Source organism: Pseudomonas bubulae, assembly GCF_037023725.1.
Lineage (GTDB): Bacteria > Pseudomonadota > Gammaproteobacteria > Pseudomonadales > Pseudomonadaceae > Aquipseudomonas > Aquipseudomonas bubulae.
Map to the genome: position 1 here is coordinate 2,498,599 of NZ_CP146077.1, position 17,156 is coordinate 2,515,754.

Sequence of the window (17,156 nt, forward strand, 5' to 3'; positions counted from 1 at the left end):
CTTATGAGCTTTAGCCCTCTGATTCGCCAACTGATCGATGCCTTGCGTACCTTGCCGGGCGTGGGTCAAAAGACCGCCCAGCGCATGGCGTTGCAATTGCTTGAGCGTGATCGCAGTGGTGGCTCGCGCCTGGCCCTGGCGCTGACTCAGGCGATGGAAGGTGTGGGGCATTGCCGTTTGTGCAGAACCCTGACCGAAGACGATCTGTGCCCGCAGTGTGCCGATGTGCGCCGGGATGACACCTTGCTGTGCGTGGTCGAGGGGCCGATGGACGTGTATGCCGTGGAGCAGACCGGTTATCGCGGCCGTTACTTTGTGCTCAAGGGGCATTTGTCGCCGCTCGATGGTTTAGGCCCTGAGGCGATAGGCATTCCGCAATTGATGGCGCGTATTGCAGAGCAGGGTACGTTTGCGGAGGTGATCCTGGCCACCAATCCAACGGTTGAGGGCGAGGCCACTGCGCATTACATCGCCCAGTTGCTGAGCAACAAAGGCCTGATCGCTTCGCGTATCGCCCACGGTGTGCCGCTGGGTGGCGAGCTGGAACTGGTGGATGGCGGTACTTTGGCGCACTCGTTCTCGGGGCGTCGGCCGATTACGCTCTGACTGCGATTGCAGGGGAGAGGGGACTCCTGTGGGAGCGGGCTTGCTCGCGATGCAGGCACCGCGGTATTCAGTTGAACCGCGCTGATGCTATCGCGAGCAAGCCCGCTCCCACGTGTCGGTATTACTCGGTTAACGAAAATTCCGTCAGGCAGAAAGTAGGCACACCCAAATCCTGCAAGCGCTGCGAACCGCCCAGTTCGGGCAGGTCGATAATGGCCGCTGCTTCAAACACCTGCGCACCCATGCGTCGCACCAGGTTAGCTGCCGCAATCAGCGTGCCGCCCGTAGCAATCAGGTCATCGACGATCAGCAGCGAGTCGCCCTCGCACAGGCTGTCGGCGTGAACCTCCAGAAACGCTTCGCCATATTCCGTCTGATAGCCTTCGGCCAAAACGTCTGCGGGCAATTTGCCCTGTTTGCGAAACAGGATCAGCGGTTTATTGAGCTGGTGGGCCAGTACCGAGCCGATCAGGAAGCCGCGGGCATCCATGGCGCCGATATGGCTGAAGTCAGCCTCGACGTAGCGCTCGATAAAGCTGTCGGCGATCACGCGCATGGCGCGGGGCGACTGGTAGAGGGGGGTGATGTCGCGAAAGATGACGCCCGGCTTGGGGAAATCAATAACCGGGCGAATCAGGGTTTTGAGGCAAAAATCGTCGGAGACCATATCGGGCTGTCCTGGGGAGCGTTAAGCGCGCCAGTATAACCCGTCAGGCCGTGTCAAACCTCCAGCGAACCACCGGCCAGGGCACACAGCTTGATCGGGTCAAGAATATGCACTTCCTTGCCTTCGGCAGTGATCAACTGGTTTTCCTGCAGGCGGGTAAACACGCGGGACACGGTTTCAACGGCCAGGCCCAGGTAATTGCCGATTTCGTTGCGCGACATGCTCAGGCGGAACTGATTGGCCGAGAAGCCGCGAGCACGAAAACGCGCTGACAGGTTGACCAGGAACGTGGCGATACGTTCGTCGGCGGTTTTTTTCGACAGCAGCAACATCATTTGCTGATCGTCGCGGATTTCGCGGCTCATCACACGCATCAGCTGGCGACGCAGTTGCGGCAGTTGCACGGAGAGTTCGTCGAGACGTTCGAAAGGGATTTCGCATACCGGTGTAGTCTCTAGCGCCTGGGCCGATACCGGGTAGGTTTCAGTGTCCATACCCGACAGGCCGACCAGTTCGCTGGGCAGGTGGAAGCCGGTAATTTGCTCTTCACCGTTGTCGCTCAGGCTAAAGGTTTTCAGTGCGCCGGAACGTACCGCGTAAACCGAGCCAAACGTGTCGCCCTGGCGGAACAGGAACTCGCCTTTTTTCAGTGGGCGGCCGCGCTTGACGATTTCTTCCAGCGCATCCATGTCTTCCAGGTTCAACGAAAGTGGCAAACAGAGTGGGGCCAGGCTGCAATCCTTGCACTGTGCCTGAGTGTGAGCGCGCACTTTTACTGGCTCGGACATTTCTTAAATCCTTGTAGGAAAACACACATAAGATGCAAGGGTAACCCAGCGTGGGGGGGCTAGACCAGCCGCACCATGCCAGGGCACTCATCTCATGCTGTAGAGGTCGTGTTTGCGACCTTAGATCACCCGCGAATAGCGCTGACGGGTTTGTTGCTCAAGGTAAGCGTCGAACACCATGCACACCGAGCGCACCAGCAGCCTGCCAGCAGGCAGCACAGTCAGTTGCTGGTCGTCCAGGGCGATCAGGCCGTCGGCGGCCATGGTCTTGAGCGTCGGCCACTGAGGGGCAAAATAGCCGCGAAAGTCGATATTGAACGCCTGCTCCACGGTCGCGAACGGCAGGTGCAAATTGCAGATGATCTGCTGGATGACCTCGCGACGGATACGGTCATCCTGATTGCATACCAGGCCACGGCTGGTGGCGAGCTGGCCGCTGGCCAGGGTGTGCTGGTATTTGGCCAGGTCGCTGTCATTTTGGCAGTACAGGTCGCCGATCTGGCTGATGGCGGAGACACCAAGCCCGATCAGGTCGCAATGGCCGTGGGTGGTATAACCCTGGAAGTTGCGTTGCAGGGTTGATTCTTCCTGGGCGATGGCCAGTTGATCGTCTGGCAGGGCGAAATGATCCATGCCGATATAGCGGTAGCCGGCGCCGGTCAGTTGCTCGATGGTGCGCTCCAGCATCTGTAGCTTGGCGGCAGGCGAGGGCAGGTCGCTGGTGTTGATGCGTCGTTGGGGCATGAAACGTTCAGGCAAGTGCGCGTAGTTGAACACCGACAGGCGATCGGGCTGCAGGCTGATCACTTCTTCAACGGTGCGGGCAAAGGCTTCCGGGGTCTGCTTGGGCAGGCCGTAGATCAGGTCGATATTGATCGAGCGAAATTGCAGCGTGCGTGCAGCGTCGATCACTGCCCGGGTCTCTTCCAGGCTTTGCAGGCGATTGACCGCCCTTTGCACGTCCGGGTCGAGGTCTTGCAGGCCGATGCTGACACGGTTGAAGCCCAGTTCACGCAACAGGCCCATGGTCGACCAGTCGGCTTCGCGGGGGTCGATTTCGATGCCGTAGTCGCCGGAGTCGTCGTCCAGCAGATTGAATTGCTGACGCAGCTTGGCCATCAGTTGGCGCAATTCGTCGTGGCTAAGAAAAGTCGGGGTGCCGCCGCCAAAGTGCAGTTGCTCGACCTTCTGCCTGGGGTCGAGGTGGCAGGCGATCATCTGGATTTCCTGCTCGAGTTTCTGCAGGTAGGGCTGGGCCCGGCCACGGTCTTTGGTAATGACCTTGTTGCAGGCGCAGTAATAGCAAATATTGGCGCAAAACGGCACGTGCACATACAACGACAGCGGGCGCAGAGCCTTGCGGCTTTCGCGCAGGGCGTGCAGCAGGTCGAACGGGCTGACCTGGCTGTTGAACTGCATGGCTGTCGGGTATGAGGTGTAGCGCGGTCCGGCAAGATCGTAGCGGCGGATCAATTCTGGGTCCCAACGAATGGCGTCGAGCATGCGGGCATTCCCCTGGGATGGCTGGCAATGCTCCGGATTCTAGGGGGTGGGTCGTTGTAGCATCTTGATTTGCATCAACAGCTGTGATTGGCAAGTGCACCTGTGGGAGCGAGCTTGCTCGCGATACCGGCGACGCAATGTGTCAGGCAAATCGCGGTGATGCCATCGCGAGCAAGCTCGCTCCCACGGGTTCTGTCTAGTGCCCCATCAACCAGTGCTGATGCGGGCCGGGCAGGGTCCAGATACCGAACAGGATCACCAGTAATCCTCCAGCCATGCGCACGCTGCGTTTGCGCAGCACTGCGGTAACACGTTCTGCGGCAAGGCCGGTGGCCAGCAGTACGGGCCAGGTGCCCAGCCCGAACCCCAGCATCAGTAATGCACTGTCGACTGCGCTGCCCTGGCTGGCGGACCAGATCAGCGTGCTGTACACCAGCCCGCAGGGCAGCCAGCCCCACAGTGCCCCCAGCAGCAAGGCGCGCGGCAGGCTGGTGACCGGCAACAGGCGGCTGGCCACGGGCTGGATATGCCGCCACAGGCCGCGGCCCAGGCTTTCAATGCGGGTCAGGCCGCTCCACCAGCCGGCGAGGTACAGGCCCATGCAAATCAGCAGCAAACCGGCGAGGATGCGCATAAACATGGCCGCCGGGCTGTTGGCCACAGCCCAGCCTGCCAGCCCCAGCAGTAGTCCTGCTGTGGCATAGCTGAGAATTCGGCCAAGGTTGTAGGCCAGCAGCAGCCTGAAGCGTCGGCTGCGTTGCTCTTTGGGGATGGCCAGCGTCAGCGCGCCCATCAGACCGCCGCACATGCCCAGGCAGTGTCCGCCCCCGAGCAGGCCCAGGATAACGGCCGATACCAGCAGCGGGGCCAGCTCAAGCATGGGGCGGGGCTTTTTTGTCGGTGTCGCTGGCCGACTCCGGGTGCAGGTTTTTGGCTTCTTCGACGGCAGCGGTATGCTGCGGATCCTGGTCATCGAACAGGATGCTGTGGGCTGGGCTGTCCAGGTCATCATACTGGCCGCTGTCGACTGCCCAGAAGAAGATAAAGATGCAGATGGCGACAATCAGCAGGGCCGCCGGAATCATGATGTAAAGCGCTGGCATAAGGGCTCCAGGGGACCGGGTCAAGCCGGTAGCGGGCGAGAGTGTGGCATGGCTGGAGTATGCGCCTGGGCGGGCATGCGCGTCAGGCGCAAGGCGTTGAGCACCACGGTCAGTGAGCTGATCGACATGCCGATGGCGGCCCAGATCGGAGTAATCCAGCCCAGTGCGGCGAATGGCAGCATCAGGCCATTATAGAGTCCGGCCCACAACAGGTTTTCGATGATCACCCGTCGGGTCCGTCGCGCCAGGCTGAACGCTTGCACCAGCGCGTCCAGGCGGTTGGACAGCAGCACCGCATCGGCGCTGGTTTTCGCCAGGTCGGTCGCCGAGCCCATGGCCACGCTGATATCGGCAGCGGCGAGCACAGGTACATCGTTGACACCATCCCCCAGCATCAGCACCTTGCGGCCTTGGGCGTGCAGTTTTTGCAAGACCTGCAATTTGTCATCCGGGCGCAAGCCGCCCTGAGCTTCATCGATCCCCAGTTCGGCGGCCACGCTGGCGACCATCGGCGAACTGTCCCCCGACAGCAGCAGCGTGTGCCAGCCGCGGGCCTTGCACGCTGCCAGCAATGCCGGGGCATCGTCCCGCAGGCGGTCGTCCAGAACAAACCAGGCCAGCACGCCTTGGGTGTCGCCCAGCAGCAGCCATTGGCCGGGTTCGTCCGGCATGTCCGGGATCGGGCACTGGCTCAGCTCACAGGCAAATCCTGGCTGGCCTATGCGCAAGCGCTGCTCGCCGACCAGCCCTTCAAGGCCCAGTCCAGGCACGCTGCGTACTTCTTCAGCGGCTTGCGCAGCGCGGCCAAACGCACGGGCAATCGGGTGCTCGGAGCGGTTTTCCAGAGCGGCCGCAAGGGCCAGGCAGTGGTCGCTGTCCAGCTCGCGCAAAGGGCGAATGGCCCGCAGCGCCAGGCGTCCTTCAGTCAGGGTGCCGGTCTTGTCGAAAATCACTGTGTCGATCTGGTTCAGGCCTTCGATCACATGGCCACGGGTCAGTAGCAGGCCCAGCTTGTGCAGGGTGCCGGTAGCGGCGGTGAGTGCGGTCGGCGTCGCCAGCGACAAAGCGCAAGGGCAGGTGGCGACCAGCATCGCCAGGACAATCCAGAAGGCCCGTGATGCATCAAGTTGCCACCACCACAGGCCGATACCCGCAGCAGCGATCAATGAGAACAGCAGGAACCACTGCGCGGCCTTGTCGGCAATCTCCGCAAGGCGAGGTTTTTCGCTTTGAGCGCGATCAAGCAGGCGCACGATGGCGGACAGGCGCGTGTCCTGGCCCAGCGCCATGACTTCAACGGTCAGCGCGCCTTCCACATTGAGGGTGCCGGCCGTGACGGCGTCGCCAATCTGCCGTGGTTGTGGCAGGTATTCGCCAGTCAGCAGGGATTCGTCGATGCTGGACTGACCATCCAGGATCTTGCCGTCAGCCGGCATGATTGAGCCGGGGTGCACCAGCACCCGGTCGCCGACCTTGAGTTCAGTCAGCAGAATGCGTTCGCTTTGCCCGTCAGCGCTCAGGCGCAGGCATGAGGCTGGCAGCAGGTTGACCAATTGCGCAGTGGCGGCGGCGGTGCGCTCGCGGGCGCGGCGCTCCAGATAGCGGCCGGCCAGCAAAAACAGGGCAAACATGCCCACAGCATCGAAATACAGCTCGCCGACGCCGGTGATGGCCGTCCAGATCCCGGCGATATAAGCACCGCCGATGGCCAGGGAGACTGACACATCCATGGTCAGGTGGCGGGTGCGCAGGTCGCGCATGGCGCCTTTGAAAAAGGGGGCGCAACTGTAGAACACGATAGGTGTTGTCAGAAACAACGCTACCCAGCGCAGGATGGTGTGCATCTCGGGGCTGAGGTCGATATTGAACTCTGGCCAGGTGGCCATGGTAGCCATCATGGCCTGAAACCACAGCAGCCCGGCGACACCGAGCTGGCGCAAGGCCAGGCGGTTTTCGCTGGCCAATTGTTCGGTGGCACGGTCGGCCTGGTACGGGTGCGCGGCATAGCCGATATGGCGCAGTTCGCTGAGGACTTCACTCAATGGCAATTGGCTATCGTCCCAGCGTACCTGCAGGCGATGGTTGGACAAGTTGAGTCGCGCTTCACTGACGGCTGGCAGATGGCGCAGGTGCTTTTCGATCAGCCAGCCACAGGCGGCGCAGCTGATGCCTTCGATCAGCAGGGTGGTTTCGGCTTGCTCGCCCTCATGTCGGACAAAGGGTTTTTGCACATCGGGGCGGTCATACAGCGCCAACTCTTCAACCAGTTGCACGGGCAGGGCTTGAGGGTTGGCGGATGCTTCACTGCGGTGCTGGTAATAGCTTTCGAGACCGCCAGCGACGATAGCCTCGGCCACTGCCTGGCAGCCGGGGCAGCAGAACTCGCGAACTTCGCCCAGAACAACGGCGGTAAACCGGCTGCCGGGCGGGACGGGCAGGGCGCAGTGATAGCAGGGAACGGGAGTGGTCATGGTGCTCTATCGCGATATTGTGTCACCAGAAAATACGTCATCGCGGACAAGACCGCTCCCACAGGGTTCGCGCATCCCTGTGGGAGCGGGCTTGCCCGCGATGGGGTTATTTCGACTTGTGGTCTTCAGCGCCTTGAATGGGCTCGTCGCCCAGCAGCAGGTCCTTGTCGTGGCCGACCAGTTCTTCTTCGAACAGGCGCCAGGTCTTGCCATCTTCAACACCCAGCAGCTCAACAAAGCGGCGACCTTCAATCTTGTCATCCAGTTGGCCGATATAGCGACCCGGTTCCGTTGCGCTCTGGCTCAGGCTGACCTTGCGGTCTTTTTCCGGCTGGGTCGGTGAAATCAGGTTCAGTTCCAGCACTTGCGGCTTGCTGTTGCCCTCAAGCAGCAGCACGACTTCGCCGGTCATTTCATCCAGGCGCAACTTGGCTTTGAGTTGCAGGGTCTGGCCCAGCAGCTCACGGTCCAGTGCCCGATTGATGCCTTTGCCCGCCTCGTAGTAATTATCGTTGACCAGGTTGTCCGGGTTGTTCACGGCAATGGTGACCATCGACAGGGTCAGGGTTACCGAGCAGGCCAGGATGGCAATGATGATCCATGGCCAGATGTGCTTGTACCAGGGGCTGGAAGCATTTGCTGCGGGCATGTCGAGTTCTCTTATCTGATTTGTGGGCCGATGAATCGGCTCTTGGCTTTAACGTTGACGTCGTTGTTGTCGGCGTCCTTGAGGATAAAGAACACCTCGTTGGTACTCGACGGCAGCTTCTCGGGGGCAATTGACAGCTCGACCGGCAGGCTGACGATATCGCCGGCCGCGACCTTGATTTCGCGTTTGCCCTGCAGCTTGAGATCCGGCAGGCCGGTGGCCTCCAGCACGTAGGTGTGGTCGTGCTGGTCCTTGTTCATGATCTTCAGGCTGTAGACGTTTTCGATCCGCCCTTCGGCGTTCTCGCGATACAGCACGCGGTCTTTGCTCACGTCGAAGCCTACCAGCGTGCGGGTAAAGAACGCAGCGGCCAGCAGACCCATCATGGTCAGCAATACCAGGGCATAGCCGATCAGGCGCGGACGCAGCTTATGGGTTTTCTGGCCGGAGAGGTTGTGCTCGGTGGTGTAGCTGATCAAGCCGCGGGGGTAGTTCATCTTGTCCATGATGCTGTCGCAGGCATCGATACAGGCCGCGCAGCCGATGCACTCGATCTGCAAGCCATCGCGGATATCAATCCCGGTCGGGCATACCTGCACGCACATGGTGCAGTCGATGCAGTCGCCCAGGCCCATGGCCTTGTAGTCGGCGTCCTTTTTGCGCGGGCCACGGACTTCACCACGGCGCGGGTCGTAGGAAACGATCAGGGTGTCTTTATCAAACATCACGCTCTGGAAGCGCGCATACGGGCACATATAGATGCACACCTGCTCGCGCAGCCAGCCGGCGTTGCCATAGGTGGCGAGGGTGAAGAAGCCGACCCAGAAATACGCCCAGCCATCAGCCTGACCAGTGAAGAAGTCGATCACCAGTTCGCGGATGGGTGAGAAGTAGCCGACAAAGGTCATGCCGGTGACAAAGCCGATCAATAGCCAGAGTGTGTGCTTGCTGAACTTGCGCACAAACTTGTTGGCGCTCATCGGTGCCTTGTCGAGCTTGATGCGCTGGTTGCGGTCGCCTTCAGTGACCTTCTCGCACCACATGAACACCCACGTCCAAACGCTTTGCGGGCAGGTGTAGCCGCACCACACGCGCCCGGCGTAAACCGTAATAAAGAACAGGCCAAAGGCCGCGACGATCAGCAGCCCCGAGAGCAGGATGAAATCCTGTGGCCAGAAGGTGGCGCCAAAAATAAAGAATTTGCGTTCGGGCAGGTTCCACCACACCGCCTGGTGACCGCCCCAGTTGAGCCATACCGTACCGAAATACAGCAGGAACAACAGCGCTCCGCCGCCAATGCGCAGATTGCGGAAAAGCCCGGTAAAGGCGCGGGTGTAGATTTTCTCCCTGGCCGCGTACAGGTCAGTGCTTTCAGCGGGTTTTTTGGCAGGTGGAGTGACGTTGTGTACAGGAATCTGATTGCTCATTAGTGCGTCCCACGGCAGTGGAAAATGCCTCGGTCAGTACGTGCCGACCGCGGTCAGAAGGTGTTGCGATAGCGTAATGATACCCCTGTGACTCTAGCTCAAGGGTGCGACCTTTGGTCGCGTTCCGGAAAATGGCAAGTTGGTATAGGAGTTGTAACAACTCATGACATGGATCAATTGACTTACACCTGCAGGTGAGTTGCGTCCTGGCTGAGTCAAAGCTCCCAAGGGTTGAGCAAAGGGGCGCCGCTAAAGGCAAAGTCCCGGGTATTGCGGGTAACCACGGTCATGTCATGCACCAGTGCGGTGGCCGCGATCAGGGCGTCGCATTCATTGCTGCGGTCAGGCACATGCAGGCGGGCGCAGCGTCTGGCAACGGCGCCATCGACTGACAGCACGCGCCCGGCAAAAGCAGACATAACATGTACTTCAAGCCAGTTGCGCAAGGGGGCGGCCTGACCCGGGTCGCGGCGCTCCAGGCGCAAGATGCCAGTTTCGATTTCCAGCAGGGTAATGGCCGAGATATACAGTTTGTAAGCCGGGACGCTGCGGGCCCAGGCCACCACTGCAGAGTCGGCCTGGGTTTTGCGCAGTTCAGAAACTACGTTGGTATCGAGCAGGAACATTAGAAATCCACTGGGCGCGGCGTGATGACTGCGCGTTCGGGTTCGAATTCAACCGGCGTTGTTTCGGGCATCACCAGCAGGTCGACAATGCTGGTGTCCAGGCCGGTTAGCCGTTGGTACTCCTCCATGCATAGCAGTACATGGGCGGGGCGGCCACGGTCAGTGATGTAAACAGGCCCTTGTTGCGATGCTTTTTTGGCACCGCTTGTGTCCTGGTTGAATTCGCGGCTTGAAATGGTGGTGATGGTCATGGGCTGATCCTCCCCAAAAATACAATGTAGAAACGTTACTACCTTGTGGGTGTGTACGGCAATAGCTGCTGCAGCCCTGAAACAAAATGGCCCCGCCAACTGTCGTTGGCGGGGCCATTTTTTGCAGCGTTCAAACTAACGCGTTACTCGTCTGTCTTGGCTTCATCACCATGGGACAGGCTGTACACGTAGGCAGCCAGCAAGTGAACCTTGTCGTTCCCCTGCAGGTCAGCCTGGGCAGGCATCTGGCCCTGACGGCCGTAGCGGATGGTCTGCTGCAGTTGAGCAAAGCTCGAACCGTAGATAAACGCCCCCGGGTGAGTCAGGTTGGGTGCGCCCATCAGCGGGTTGCCCTTGCCCTCCGGCCCGTGGCAAACCGCACAGTTGGTCGCGTAGATTTCCTTGCCTTTGGCAGGGTCGGCTTTCGCACCTTCCGGCAGCTTGCGCCCGTCGAGACTGGTCAGCACGTAGGCGGCCACGTCGCTGACGCCTTGCTCACCGATCACTTCGGACCAGCCCGGCATGACCGCGTGACGGCCGGCCATAATGGTGGTCTTGATGTCGGCAGGCGTCCCGCCCCAGCGCCAGTCGGCGTCGGTCAGGTTGGGGAAGCCATAGGCGCCTTTGGCGTCGGAGCCGTGGCACACCGAACAGTTGGAGGCGAACAGGCGGCCACCCATTTTCAGTGCTTGCGGGTCCTTGGCCACTTCTTCAATGGGCATGGCGGCGAATTTGGCGAAGATCGGCCCAAACTTGGCGTCCGATTTGGCCATTTCCTTTTCCCACTCGTGTACACCGGTCCAGCCGGTCTGACCATTGGCAAACGGCGTCTGCTCTTTGGTATCCAGGTACTGATAGCCCGGCAGCAGGCCTTTCCAGTTACCCAGGCCCGGGTACAGCACGAGGTAGCCGAGAGCGAAAATGACGGTGCCCACAAACAGCATGAACCACCATTTCGGCATTGGGTTGTCGTACTCTTCGATGCCGTCGAACGCGTGGCCGACTTTCTCGTCGGTCTGCTCGCTGCGCTGGCCCTTGCGGGTGGCCAGCAACAACCAGGTCAGGGCGAAGATGGTACCCAGAGTGAGGACTGTAACGTACAGACTCCAGAACGTAGTCATTCTTTGTTACTCCTAGAAGCTTGCTCTTGCTCGACGTGCTTGATGGCTTCGGGATCATCCTTGAACGGCAACAGGGTCGCGTCGTCAAATTCTGACTTGCGTCGCGGGCTGAATACCCACAATGCCAAACCGATAAAAGCCACCATCACGACGACAGTGCCCAGGCCACGAATCATCCCGATATCCATTCAGATCACCGTTTGCTTTTGATGATGGTGCCCAAGCCCTGGAGGTAAGCCACCAGTGCGTCCATTTCGGTTTTGCCCTTCACTGCATCCTTGGCCCCGGCGATGTCTTCGTCGGTGTAAGGGACGCCAAGCGTGCGCAAGACTTCCATTTTTTTCGCGGTGTCCTTGCCGTCCAGCTTGCGCTCAACAAGGAACGGGTAAGCCGGCATGATCGATTCGGGCACGACGTTGCGCGGGTTATACAAGTGCGCGCGCTGCCAGTCATCGGAGTAACGCCCGCCCACTCGGGCCAGGTCCGGGCCGGTGCGTTTGGAGCCCCACAGGAACGGGTGGTCCCACACGCTTTCACCGGCAACCGAATAGTGGCCATAGCGTTCGGTTTCGGCACGGAACGGACGGATCATCTGCGAGTGGCAGCCGACACAGCCGTTGGCGATATAAATGTCACGGCCTTCCAGTTCCAGCGCGCTACGCGGCTTCATGCCCTCGACCGGGGTGTTGGTCACGTCCTGGAAGAACAGCGGAACGATTTGGGTAAGGCCGCCGATGCTCACGGCGATAACCATGAAGAAGGCCATCAGGCCGATGTTCTTCTCGATTGTTTCGTGCTTGATCATCAGTGCGCTCCAACTACAGCGATCTTGGTCGCCGCTTCAGCTTCTACCGGGTTCGAGGCACGCACGGTGCGGAACACGTTGTAGGCCATGAACAGCATACCGCTGGCGAAAATGGCACCGCCAAGGGCGCGAACAATAAAGCCCGGGTGGCTGGCTTGCAGTGCTTCGACAAACGAGTAGGTCAGGGTGCCGTCGTCGTTGATCGCACGCCACATCAGGCCCTGGGTGATGCCGTTGACCCACATCGAGGCGATGTAGAGCACGGTACCGATAGTCGCCAGCCAGAAGTGAACGTTGATCAGGCCGGTGCTGTACATCTGCTTCTGGCCATAGACTTTGGGGATCATGTGGTACATGGCACCGATCGAAATCATCGCCACCCAGCCCAGAGCGCCGGCGTGTACGTGGCCGATGGTCCAGTCGGTGTAGTGCGACAGCGCGTTGACGGTCTTGATCGCCATCATCGGGCCTTCGAAGGTCGACATGCCGTAGAAGGCCAGGGATACCACGAGGAAGCGCAGGATCGGGTCGGTGCGCAGCTTATGCCAGGCGCCCGAGAGGGTCATCATGCCGTTGATCATGCCGCCCCAGCTGGGTGCCAGCAGGATGATCGACATCGCCATGCCCAGAGACTGGGCCCAGTCCGGCAGTGCGGTGTAGTGCAAGTGGTGCGGACCGGCCCAGATATACAGGGTGATCAGCGCCCAGAAGTGCACGATGGACAGGCGATAGGAGTAGATCGGACGTTCGGCCTGCTTGGGCACGAAGTAGTACATCATCCCCAAAAAGCCGGTAGTCAGGAAGAAACCTACCGCGTTATGGCCGTACCACCACTGAATCATGGCGTCAGTCGCACCGGCGTAAGCCGAGTAGGACTTGAAGAAGCTCACCGGCAGGGACGCGTGGTTGACGATATGCAGCATTGCCGTCACGACAATGAATGCACCGTAGAACCAGTTACCGACATAGATATGCTTGGTTTTACGCTTGGTGATGGTGCCGAAGAACACAATGCCGTAGGTCACCCAGACAATCGCCAGCAAAATAGCCAAAGGCCATTCCAGCTCGGCGTATTCTTTGGTGGTGGTGTAACCCAGTGGCAGGGTGATGATCGCGCCGACGATAACCGCTTGCCAACCCCAGAAGGTAAACGAGGCCAGCGAATCGGAGATCAGTCGTGTCTGGCAGGTTCGCTGCACGACGTAGTAGGAGGTGCCAAACAATGCACAGCCACCAAAGGCAAAGATCACAAGGTTGGTATGCAGGGGACGCAGACGGCCGAAGGTTGTCCACTCGAGGCCAAGGTTCAATTCAGGCCACACAAGCTGTGACGCGATGAAAACCCCGAGCCCCATGCCAAGGATCCCCCAGACCACCGTCATGATGGCGAACTGGCGGACTACCTTATAGTTATAAGCAGTCGGGCTGATTGCTGTGCTCATTCTAAGGTTCCACGGTTTAGGTATTTTATTAGGATAAAAATCGGTCGCAAGTATGTATAAAGCGTAGGGCTATTGCAACGAACCATGACCCCGGTCAATGCTTTCCAAGGCTTGTTCTGCGGCCTTTCCATGCGCGGAGTAAGGTCAAAGTGACCTCGCCAAAAACGCCGCATGCAGGGCAAAAGTGGAGGGGTCGAGGCGGGCGGGTTGAGGTGGGGGGCAAGGCGCGGCAAACATCGTAATGCACGATAGCCGGTGCAAACCCACCATTGTGGCCCGTAACGCTGCCCTTCAACTTACCGGTTAGTTTCACTTGACGTGGCGCTGCACAGATCCGGCTCACACAAGCGTTGAGCTTAGTCCTGAATGGCGGGAGAGCAATGGCGGGGCTGAAAGAGGTGCGACACTTGGTCGCGCTTTGAGGCGGGAACTGCCGCACCAAAATGATGCGGCAGGAAATGTCCGGTAATTATTCGGCTATTTTTTCCTCTTGATTACCGTGTGACAAGCTGAACACGTAGGCCGCCAGCAGCTGCACCTTGTCGTTGCCCAGCAAATCGTTTTGCGCAGGCATGTGGCCCTGACGGCCATGGCGAATGGTTTGTTGCAATTGCGCCAGGCTGGTGCCGTAGATAAAACCGGCAGGTTGGGTCAGGTCTGGCGCGCCCATCAGCGGCATGCCTTTACTGTTTGCCCCGTGGCAGGCCACGCAAGTGGTTTCGTAGGCTTGCTTGCCAGCCGTCAGATCGACAGTGGCGCCTTCAGGGAGGGGCAGGCCCGCCAGGTCGTGGCGTACATAGGCGGCGACGTTTTTGACTCCGTTTTCACCCAGTACTTCACCCCAGGCCGGCATTGCCGCGATGCGACCGCCCATGATGGTGGCCTTGATCGTGTCGGCGTCGCCGCCCCAGCGCCAGGTGTTGTCGGCCAGGTTAGGGAAGCCGAAAGCGCCCTTGGCATCCGAGCCGTGGCACACCGAGCAGTTGGAAGCAAACAGGCGCCCGCCCATTTTCAGTGCTGCCGGATCCTGAGCGACTTGTTCAACGGGCATGGAGGCATATTTGGCGTAGATGGGCCCAAATTTGGCGTCCGCCTTGTCCATTTCCTTTTCCCACTCATGTACACCGGTCCAGCCATTCTCATAGCCGGGCAGCAGGCCTTTCCAGTTGCCCAGGCCCGGGTACAGGATCAGGTAGCCCACGGCAAATACCAGCGTGCCGACGAACAGCATGAACCACCATTGTGGCAGCGGGTTGTCGTACTCCTCGATGCCGTCAAAGCTGTGGCCCATGGTTTCGACCGTATCGCTTTTGGTCTCGCCCTTGCGCGTGCTGACCAGCAGCCAGGTCAGGCCGATCAGCGTGCCGATAGTCAGCACGCATATGTACAGACTCCAGAAGGTGGTCATGCTTTTTTACTCCTAGACGCTTGTTCTTTCTCGACGTGTTGAATCGCCTCTGGATCGTCCTTGAATGCCAGTAAGGTCGCGTCTTCAAACTCCGATTTGCGTCGCGGGCTGAACACCCACAGCGCCAGGCCTATAAACGCCACGGCCACCACCACGGTACCCAGGCCGCGAATCATTCCACTACTCATCTCCAAGACCATGGCTCACCTCTTGCTCTTGATGGCAGTGCCCAGCACTTGCAGGTAGGCGACCAGAGCGTCCATCTCGGTCTTGCCCTGCACGGACTGCTTGGCGTTGGCGATGTCTTCGTCGGTGTAAGGCACGCCCAGGGTGCGCATCACTTCGAGTTTTTTCTCGGTATGGCTGCTGTCTACCGGCGAGGCCACCAGCCATGGGTAAGCTGGCATTTTTGATTCGGGCACGACGTTGCGCGGGTTGTACAAGTGCGCGCGGTGCCAGTCATCCGAGTAGCGGCCACCGACGCGGGCCAGGTCCGGCCCGGTGCGCTTGGAACCCCACAGGAAGGGGTGATCCCACACGCTCTCACCGGCTACCGAGTAGTGACCATAACGCTCGGTCTCGGCACGGAACGGACGGATCATCTGCGAGTGGCACTGCACGCAGCCTTCACGGATGTAGATGTCGCGACCTTCCAGTTGCAGTGCGGTGTAAGGCTTCATGCCCTCCACCGGGGTGTTGGTCACGTCTTCAAAGAACAGCGGGACGATTTGCGTCAGGCCGCCCACGCTTACGCACAGGATCATCAGCAACAGCATCAGGCCGATATTTTTTTCAACGACTTCGTGTTTCATTGCCAACTCCTCAGGCCATCTGCGCGGCGGCTACGACTTCAGCGGGCTCGGCGTTACGCACGGTGCGCCAAGTGTTGTAAGCCATCAGCAACATGCCGCTGAAGAAGATTGCACCACCGACCAGTCGCACGACATAACCTGGATGGCTGGCCACCAGAGTTTCGACGAAGGAGTAAGTCAGCGTGCCGTCTTCGTTGACTGCGCGCCACATCAGGCCCTGGGCAATGCCGTTGACCCACATCGAGGCGATGTAGAGCACGGTGCCGATGGTGGCCAGCCAGAAGTGCGCGTTGATCAGGCCCAGGCTGTACATCTGCGGGCGGCCGAAGATTTTCGGGATCATGTGGTACAGCGCGCCGATCGAAATCATCGCCACCCAGCCCAGGGCACCGGCGTGTACGTGGCCGATGGTCCAGTCGGTGTAGTGGGAGAGGGCGTTGACGGTCTTGATTGCCATCATCGGGCCTTCGAAGGTCGACATGCCGTAGAAGGCCAGGGACACCACGAGGAAGCGCAGGATCGGATCGCTGCGCAGCTTATGCCAGGCGCCCGAGAGGGTCATCATGCCGTTGATCATGCCGCCCCAGCTCGGTGCCAGCAGAATCAGCGACATCACCATGCCCAGCGACTGCGCCCAGTCCGGCAGCGCGGTGTAGTGCAGGTGGTGGGGGCCCGCCCAGATGTACAGGGTGATCAATGCCCAGAAGTGCACGATGGACAGGCGATAGGAGTAGATCGGACGTTCGGCCTGTTTAGGCACGAAGTAGTACATCATCCCCAAGAAGCCAGCTGTCAGGAAAAAGCCCACAGCGTTATGCCCGTACCACCACTGCACCATGGCGTCAGTGGCGCCACCGTAGAGCGAGTAGGACTTGGTGAAACTGACCGGAATTTCCAGGTTATTGACGATGTGCAAAATCGCCACGGTCACGATAAACGCGCCGAAGAACCAGTTGCCCACGTAAATATGCTTGGTTTTGCGCTTCATGATCGTGCCGAAGAACACGATGGCGTAGGCCACCCAGACAATGGTGATCAAAATGTCGATCGGCCATTCCAGCTCGGCGTATTCCTTGGAGCTGGTGTAACCCAGCGGCAGGCTGATGGCCGCCAGGACGATGACCAGCTGCCAGCCCCAGAAGGTAAACGCCGCGATTTTCGGCGAAAACAGGGTGGCCTGGCAGGTGCGTTGCACCGAGTAGAATGAGGCCGCGAACAGCGCGCAGCCGCCGAAGGCGAAAATCACCGCATTGGTGTGCAATGGGCGCAGGCGCCCGAAACTGGTCCAAGGCAAATTGAAGTTAAGTTCTGGCCAAACCAACTGCGCGGCGAGAAAAACGCCGAGCCCCATACCGACGATGCCCCAAACCACCGTCATAATGGCAAATTGGCGGACCACCTTGTAGTTATAGGCGGTACTTGTAGAAGTGTTCATGGTTCCCCATCCACGGTTCAGGCGCGTCAAACGCACGCCTGG

At 59.8% G+C, this 17,156-nt stretch carries 19 protein-coding genes; 1 reads left to right on the forward strand and 18 read right to left on the reverse strand.

The features are described 5' to 3' along the window. The first annotated feature begins 3 nt into the window (after positions 1-3). The gene (gene recR, locus V6L81_RS11550) at positions 4-606 is read left to right on the forward strand and encodes a recombination mediator RecR (protein WP_016780292.1); all 603 of its coding nucleotides are present in this window, start codon (positions 4-6) and stop codon (positions 604-606) included. Between the two features lie 121 nt (positions 607-727). Here recR and V6L81_RS11555 read toward each other — a convergent pair whose 3' ends face one another. From V6L81_RS11555 to ccoN (V6L81_RS11640), 18 genes are all read right to left on the reverse strand, one after another. After that, positions 728-1,273 (reverse strand): adenine phosphoribosyltransferase, encoded by a 546-nt coding sequence (locus V6L81_RS11555; RefSeq protein WP_095002764.1) that lies wholly within the window; start codon positions 1,271-1,273, stop codon positions 728-730. A gap of 53 nt (positions 1,274-1,326) precedes the next feature. Beyond that, positions 1,327-2,061 (reverse strand): fumarate/nitrate reduction transcriptional regulator Fnr, encoded by a 735-nt coding sequence (fnr, locus tag V6L81_RS11560; protein WP_029611340.1) that lies wholly within the window; start codon positions 2,059-2,061, stop codon positions 1,327-1,329. Between the two features lie 120 nt (positions 2,062-2,181). Beyond that, positions 2,182-3,564: an oxygen-independent coproporphyrinogen III oxidase gene (gene hemN, locus V6L81_RS11565; RefSeq protein ID WP_338659933.1), complete on the reverse strand. Its 1,383-nt coding sequence runs from the start codon at positions 3,562-3,564 to the stop codon at positions 2,182-2,184. Between the two features lie 196 nt (positions 3,565-3,760). Continuing rightward, the gene (locus tag V6L81_RS11570) at positions 3,761-4,444 is read right to left on the reverse strand and encodes a sulfite exporter TauE/SafE family protein (RefSeq protein ID WP_095002762.1); all 684 of its coding nucleotides are present in this window, start codon (positions 4,442-4,444) and stop codon (positions 3,761-3,763) included. Further along, positions 4,437-4,667, reverse strand: coding sequence for a cbb3-type cytochrome oxidase assembly protein CcoS (gene ccoS / locus V6L81_RS11575; RefSeq protein ID WP_095002761.1), 231 nt, complete (start codon positions 4,665-4,667; stop codon positions 4,437-4,439). Before ccoS ends, V6L81_RS11570 begins: the two co-directional genes overlap by 8 nt. A 20-nt stretch (positions 4,668-4,687) precedes the next feature. After that, positions 4,688-7,138 carry a heavy metal translocating P-type ATPase gene (locus tag V6L81_RS11580; RefSeq protein ID WP_150627978.1) on the reverse strand — a complete coding sequence of 817 codons (2,451 nt, stop codon included), beginning with the start codon at positions 7,136-7,138 and terminating at the stop codon, positions 4,688-4,690. A gap of 106 nt (positions 7,139-7,244) precedes the next feature. Further along, positions 7,245-7,787 carry a FixH family protein gene (locus tag V6L81_RS11585; RefSeq protein WP_095002759.1) on the reverse strand — a complete coding sequence of 181 codons (543 nt, stop codon included), beginning with the start codon at positions 7,785-7,787 and terminating at the stop codon, positions 7,245-7,247. Between the two features lie 11 nt (positions 7,788-7,798). Further along, the gene (gene ccoG, locus V6L81_RS11590; protein WP_095002758.1) at positions 7,799-9,214 is read right to left on the reverse strand and encodes a cytochrome c oxidase accessory protein CcoG; all 1,416 of its coding nucleotides are present in this window, start codon (positions 9,212-9,214) and stop codon (positions 7,799-7,801) included. Positions 9,215-9,429: 215 nt separating this feature from the next. Continuing rightward, complete coding sequence (locus V6L81_RS11595) at positions 9,430-9,840, reverse strand: type II toxin-antitoxin system VapC family toxin (RefSeq protein WP_338659934.1); 411 nt, start codon at positions 9,838-9,840, stop codon at positions 9,430-9,432. Continuing rightward, a complete protein-coding gene (locus tag V6L81_RS11600; protein WP_095002756.1) occupies positions 9,840-10,091 on the reverse strand; it encodes a type II toxin-antitoxin system Phd/YefM family antitoxin in 252 nt (83 codons plus the stop codon). The genes V6L81_RS11595 and V6L81_RS11600 overlap by 1 nt, the downstream gene beginning before the upstream one ends. A 143-nt stretch (positions 10,092-10,234) precedes the next feature. Further along, positions 10,235-11,212: a cytochrome-c oxidase, cbb3-type subunit III gene (gene ccoP, locus V6L81_RS11605; protein ID WP_095002755.1), complete on the reverse strand. Its 978-nt coding sequence runs from the start codon at positions 11,210-11,212 to the stop codon at positions 10,235-10,237. Next, positions 11,209-11,400: a CcoQ/FixQ family Cbb3-type cytochrome c oxidase assembly chaperone gene (locus V6L81_RS11610; RefSeq protein ID WP_003447209.1), complete on the reverse strand. Its 192-nt coding sequence runs from the start codon at positions 11,398-11,400 to the stop codon at positions 11,209-11,211. The genes ccoP (V6L81_RS11605) and V6L81_RS11610 overlap by 4 nt, the downstream gene beginning before the upstream one ends. 5 nt (positions 11,401-11,405) lie before the next feature. Then, a complete protein-coding gene (gene ccoO, locus V6L81_RS11615) occupies positions 11,406-12,017 on the reverse strand; it encodes a cytochrome-c oxidase, cbb3-type subunit II (RefSeq protein WP_016780305.1) in 612 nt (203 codons plus the stop codon). Next, positions 12,017-13,459, reverse strand: a complete 1,443-nt coding sequence (gene ccoN / locus V6L81_RS11620) for a cytochrome-c oxidase, cbb3-type subunit I (RefSeq protein WP_095002754.1) — start codon at positions 13,457-13,459, stop codon at positions 12,017-12,019. Before ccoN (V6L81_RS11620) ends, ccoO (V6L81_RS11615) begins: the two co-directional genes overlap by 1 nt. Before the next feature lie 469 nt (positions 13,460-13,928). Continuing rightward, positions 13,929-14,867: a cytochrome-c oxidase, cbb3-type subunit III gene (ccoP, locus tag V6L81_RS11625; protein WP_338659935.1), complete on the reverse strand. Its 939-nt coding sequence runs from the start codon at positions 14,865-14,867 to the stop codon at positions 13,929-13,931. Then, a complete protein-coding gene (locus tag V6L81_RS11630) occupies positions 14,864-15,055 on the reverse strand; it encodes a cbb3-type cytochrome c oxidase subunit 3 (RefSeq protein WP_338659936.1) in 192 nt (63 codons plus the stop codon). Before V6L81_RS11630 ends, ccoP (V6L81_RS11625) begins: the two co-directional genes overlap by 4 nt. A 15-nt stretch (positions 15,056-15,070) precedes the next feature. After that, positions 15,071-15,679: a cytochrome-c oxidase, cbb3-type subunit II gene (gene ccoO, locus V6L81_RS11635; RefSeq protein ID WP_095002752.1), complete on the reverse strand. Its 609-nt coding sequence runs from the start codon at positions 15,677-15,679 to the stop codon at positions 15,071-15,073. Between the two features lie 10 nt (positions 15,680-15,689). Continuing rightward, the gene (gene ccoN / locus V6L81_RS11640; protein WP_019826669.1) at positions 15,690-17,114 is read right to left on the reverse strand and encodes a cytochrome-c oxidase, cbb3-type subunit I; all 1,425 of its coding nucleotides are present in this window, start codon (positions 17,112-17,114) and stop codon (positions 15,690-15,692) included. Positions 17,115-17,156 lie beyond the last annotated feature (42 nt).

Excerpts from the sequence above, each read along its gene's own strand:
- recR (WP_016780292.1), top strand. The coding sequence starts at position 4 with ATGAGCTTTAGCCCTCTGATTCGCCAACTGATCGATGCCTTGCGTACC.
- V6L81_RS11555 (WP_095002764.1), bottom strand. The coding sequence starts at position 1,273 with ATGGTCTCCGACGATTTTTGCCTCAAAACCCTGATTCGCCCGGTTATT.
- fnr (WP_029611340.1), bottom strand. The coding sequence starts at position 2,061 with ATGTCCGAGCCAGTAAAAGTGCGCGCTCACACTCAGGCACAGTGCAAG.
- hemN (WP_338659933.1), bottom strand. The coding sequence starts at position 3,564 with ATGCTCGACGCCATTCGTTGGGACCCAGAATTGATCCGCCGCTACGAT.
- V6L81_RS11570 (WP_095002762.1), bottom strand. The coding sequence starts at position 4,444 with ATGCTTGAGCTGGCCCCGCTGCTGGTATCGGCCGTTATCCTGGGCCTG.
- ccoS (WP_095002761.1), bottom strand. The coding sequence starts at position 4,667 with ATGCCAGCGCTTTACATCATGATTCCGGCGGCCCTGCTGATTGTCGCC.
- V6L81_RS11580 (WP_150627978.1), bottom strand. The coding sequence starts at position 7,138 with ATGACCACTCCCGTTCCCTGCTATCACTGCGCCCTGCCCGTCCCGCCC.
- V6L81_RS11585 (WP_095002759.1), bottom strand. The coding sequence starts at position 7,787 with ATGCCCGCAGCAAATGCTTCCAGCCCCTGGTACAAGCACATCTGGCCA.
- ccoG (WP_095002758.1), bottom strand. The coding sequence starts at position 9,214 with ATGAGCAATCAGATTCCTGTACACAACGTCACTCCACCTGCCAAAAAA.
- V6L81_RS11595 (WP_338659934.1), bottom strand. The coding sequence starts at position 9,840 with ATGTTCCTGCTCGATACCAACGTAGTTTCTGAACTGCGCAAAACCCAG.
- V6L81_RS11600 (WP_095002756.1), bottom strand. The coding sequence starts at position 10,091 with ATGACCATCACCACCATTTCAAGCCGCGAATTCAACCAGGACACAAGC.
- ccoP (WP_095002755.1), bottom strand. The coding sequence starts at position 11,212 with ATGACTACGTTCTGGAGTCTGTACGTTACAGTCCTCACTCTGGGTACC.
- V6L81_RS11610 (WP_003447209.1), bottom strand. The coding sequence starts at position 11,400 with ATGGATATCGGGATGATTCGTGGCCTGGGCACTGTCGTCGTGATGGTG.
- ccoO (WP_016780305.1), bottom strand. The coding sequence starts at position 12,017 with ATGATCAAGCACGAAACAATCGAGAAGAACATCGGCCTGATGGCCTTC.
- ccoN (WP_095002754.1), bottom strand. The coding sequence starts at position 13,459 with ATGAGCACAGCAATCAGCCCGACTGCTTATAACTATAAGGTAGTCCGC.
- ccoP (WP_338659935.1), bottom strand. The coding sequence starts at position 14,867 with ATGACCACCTTCTGGAGTCTGTACATATGCGTGCTGACTATCGGCACG.
- V6L81_RS11630 (WP_338659936.1), bottom strand. The coding sequence starts at position 15,055 with ATGAGTAGTGGAATGATTCGCGGCCTGGGTACCGTGGTGGTGGCCGTG.
- ccoO (WP_095002752.1), bottom strand. The coding sequence starts at position 15,679 with ATGAAACACGAAGTCGTTGAAAAAAATATCGGCCTGATGCTGTTGCTG.
- ccoN (WP_019826669.1), bottom strand. The coding sequence starts at position 17,114 with ATGAACACTTCTACAAGTACCGCCTATAACTACAAGGTGGTCCGCCAA.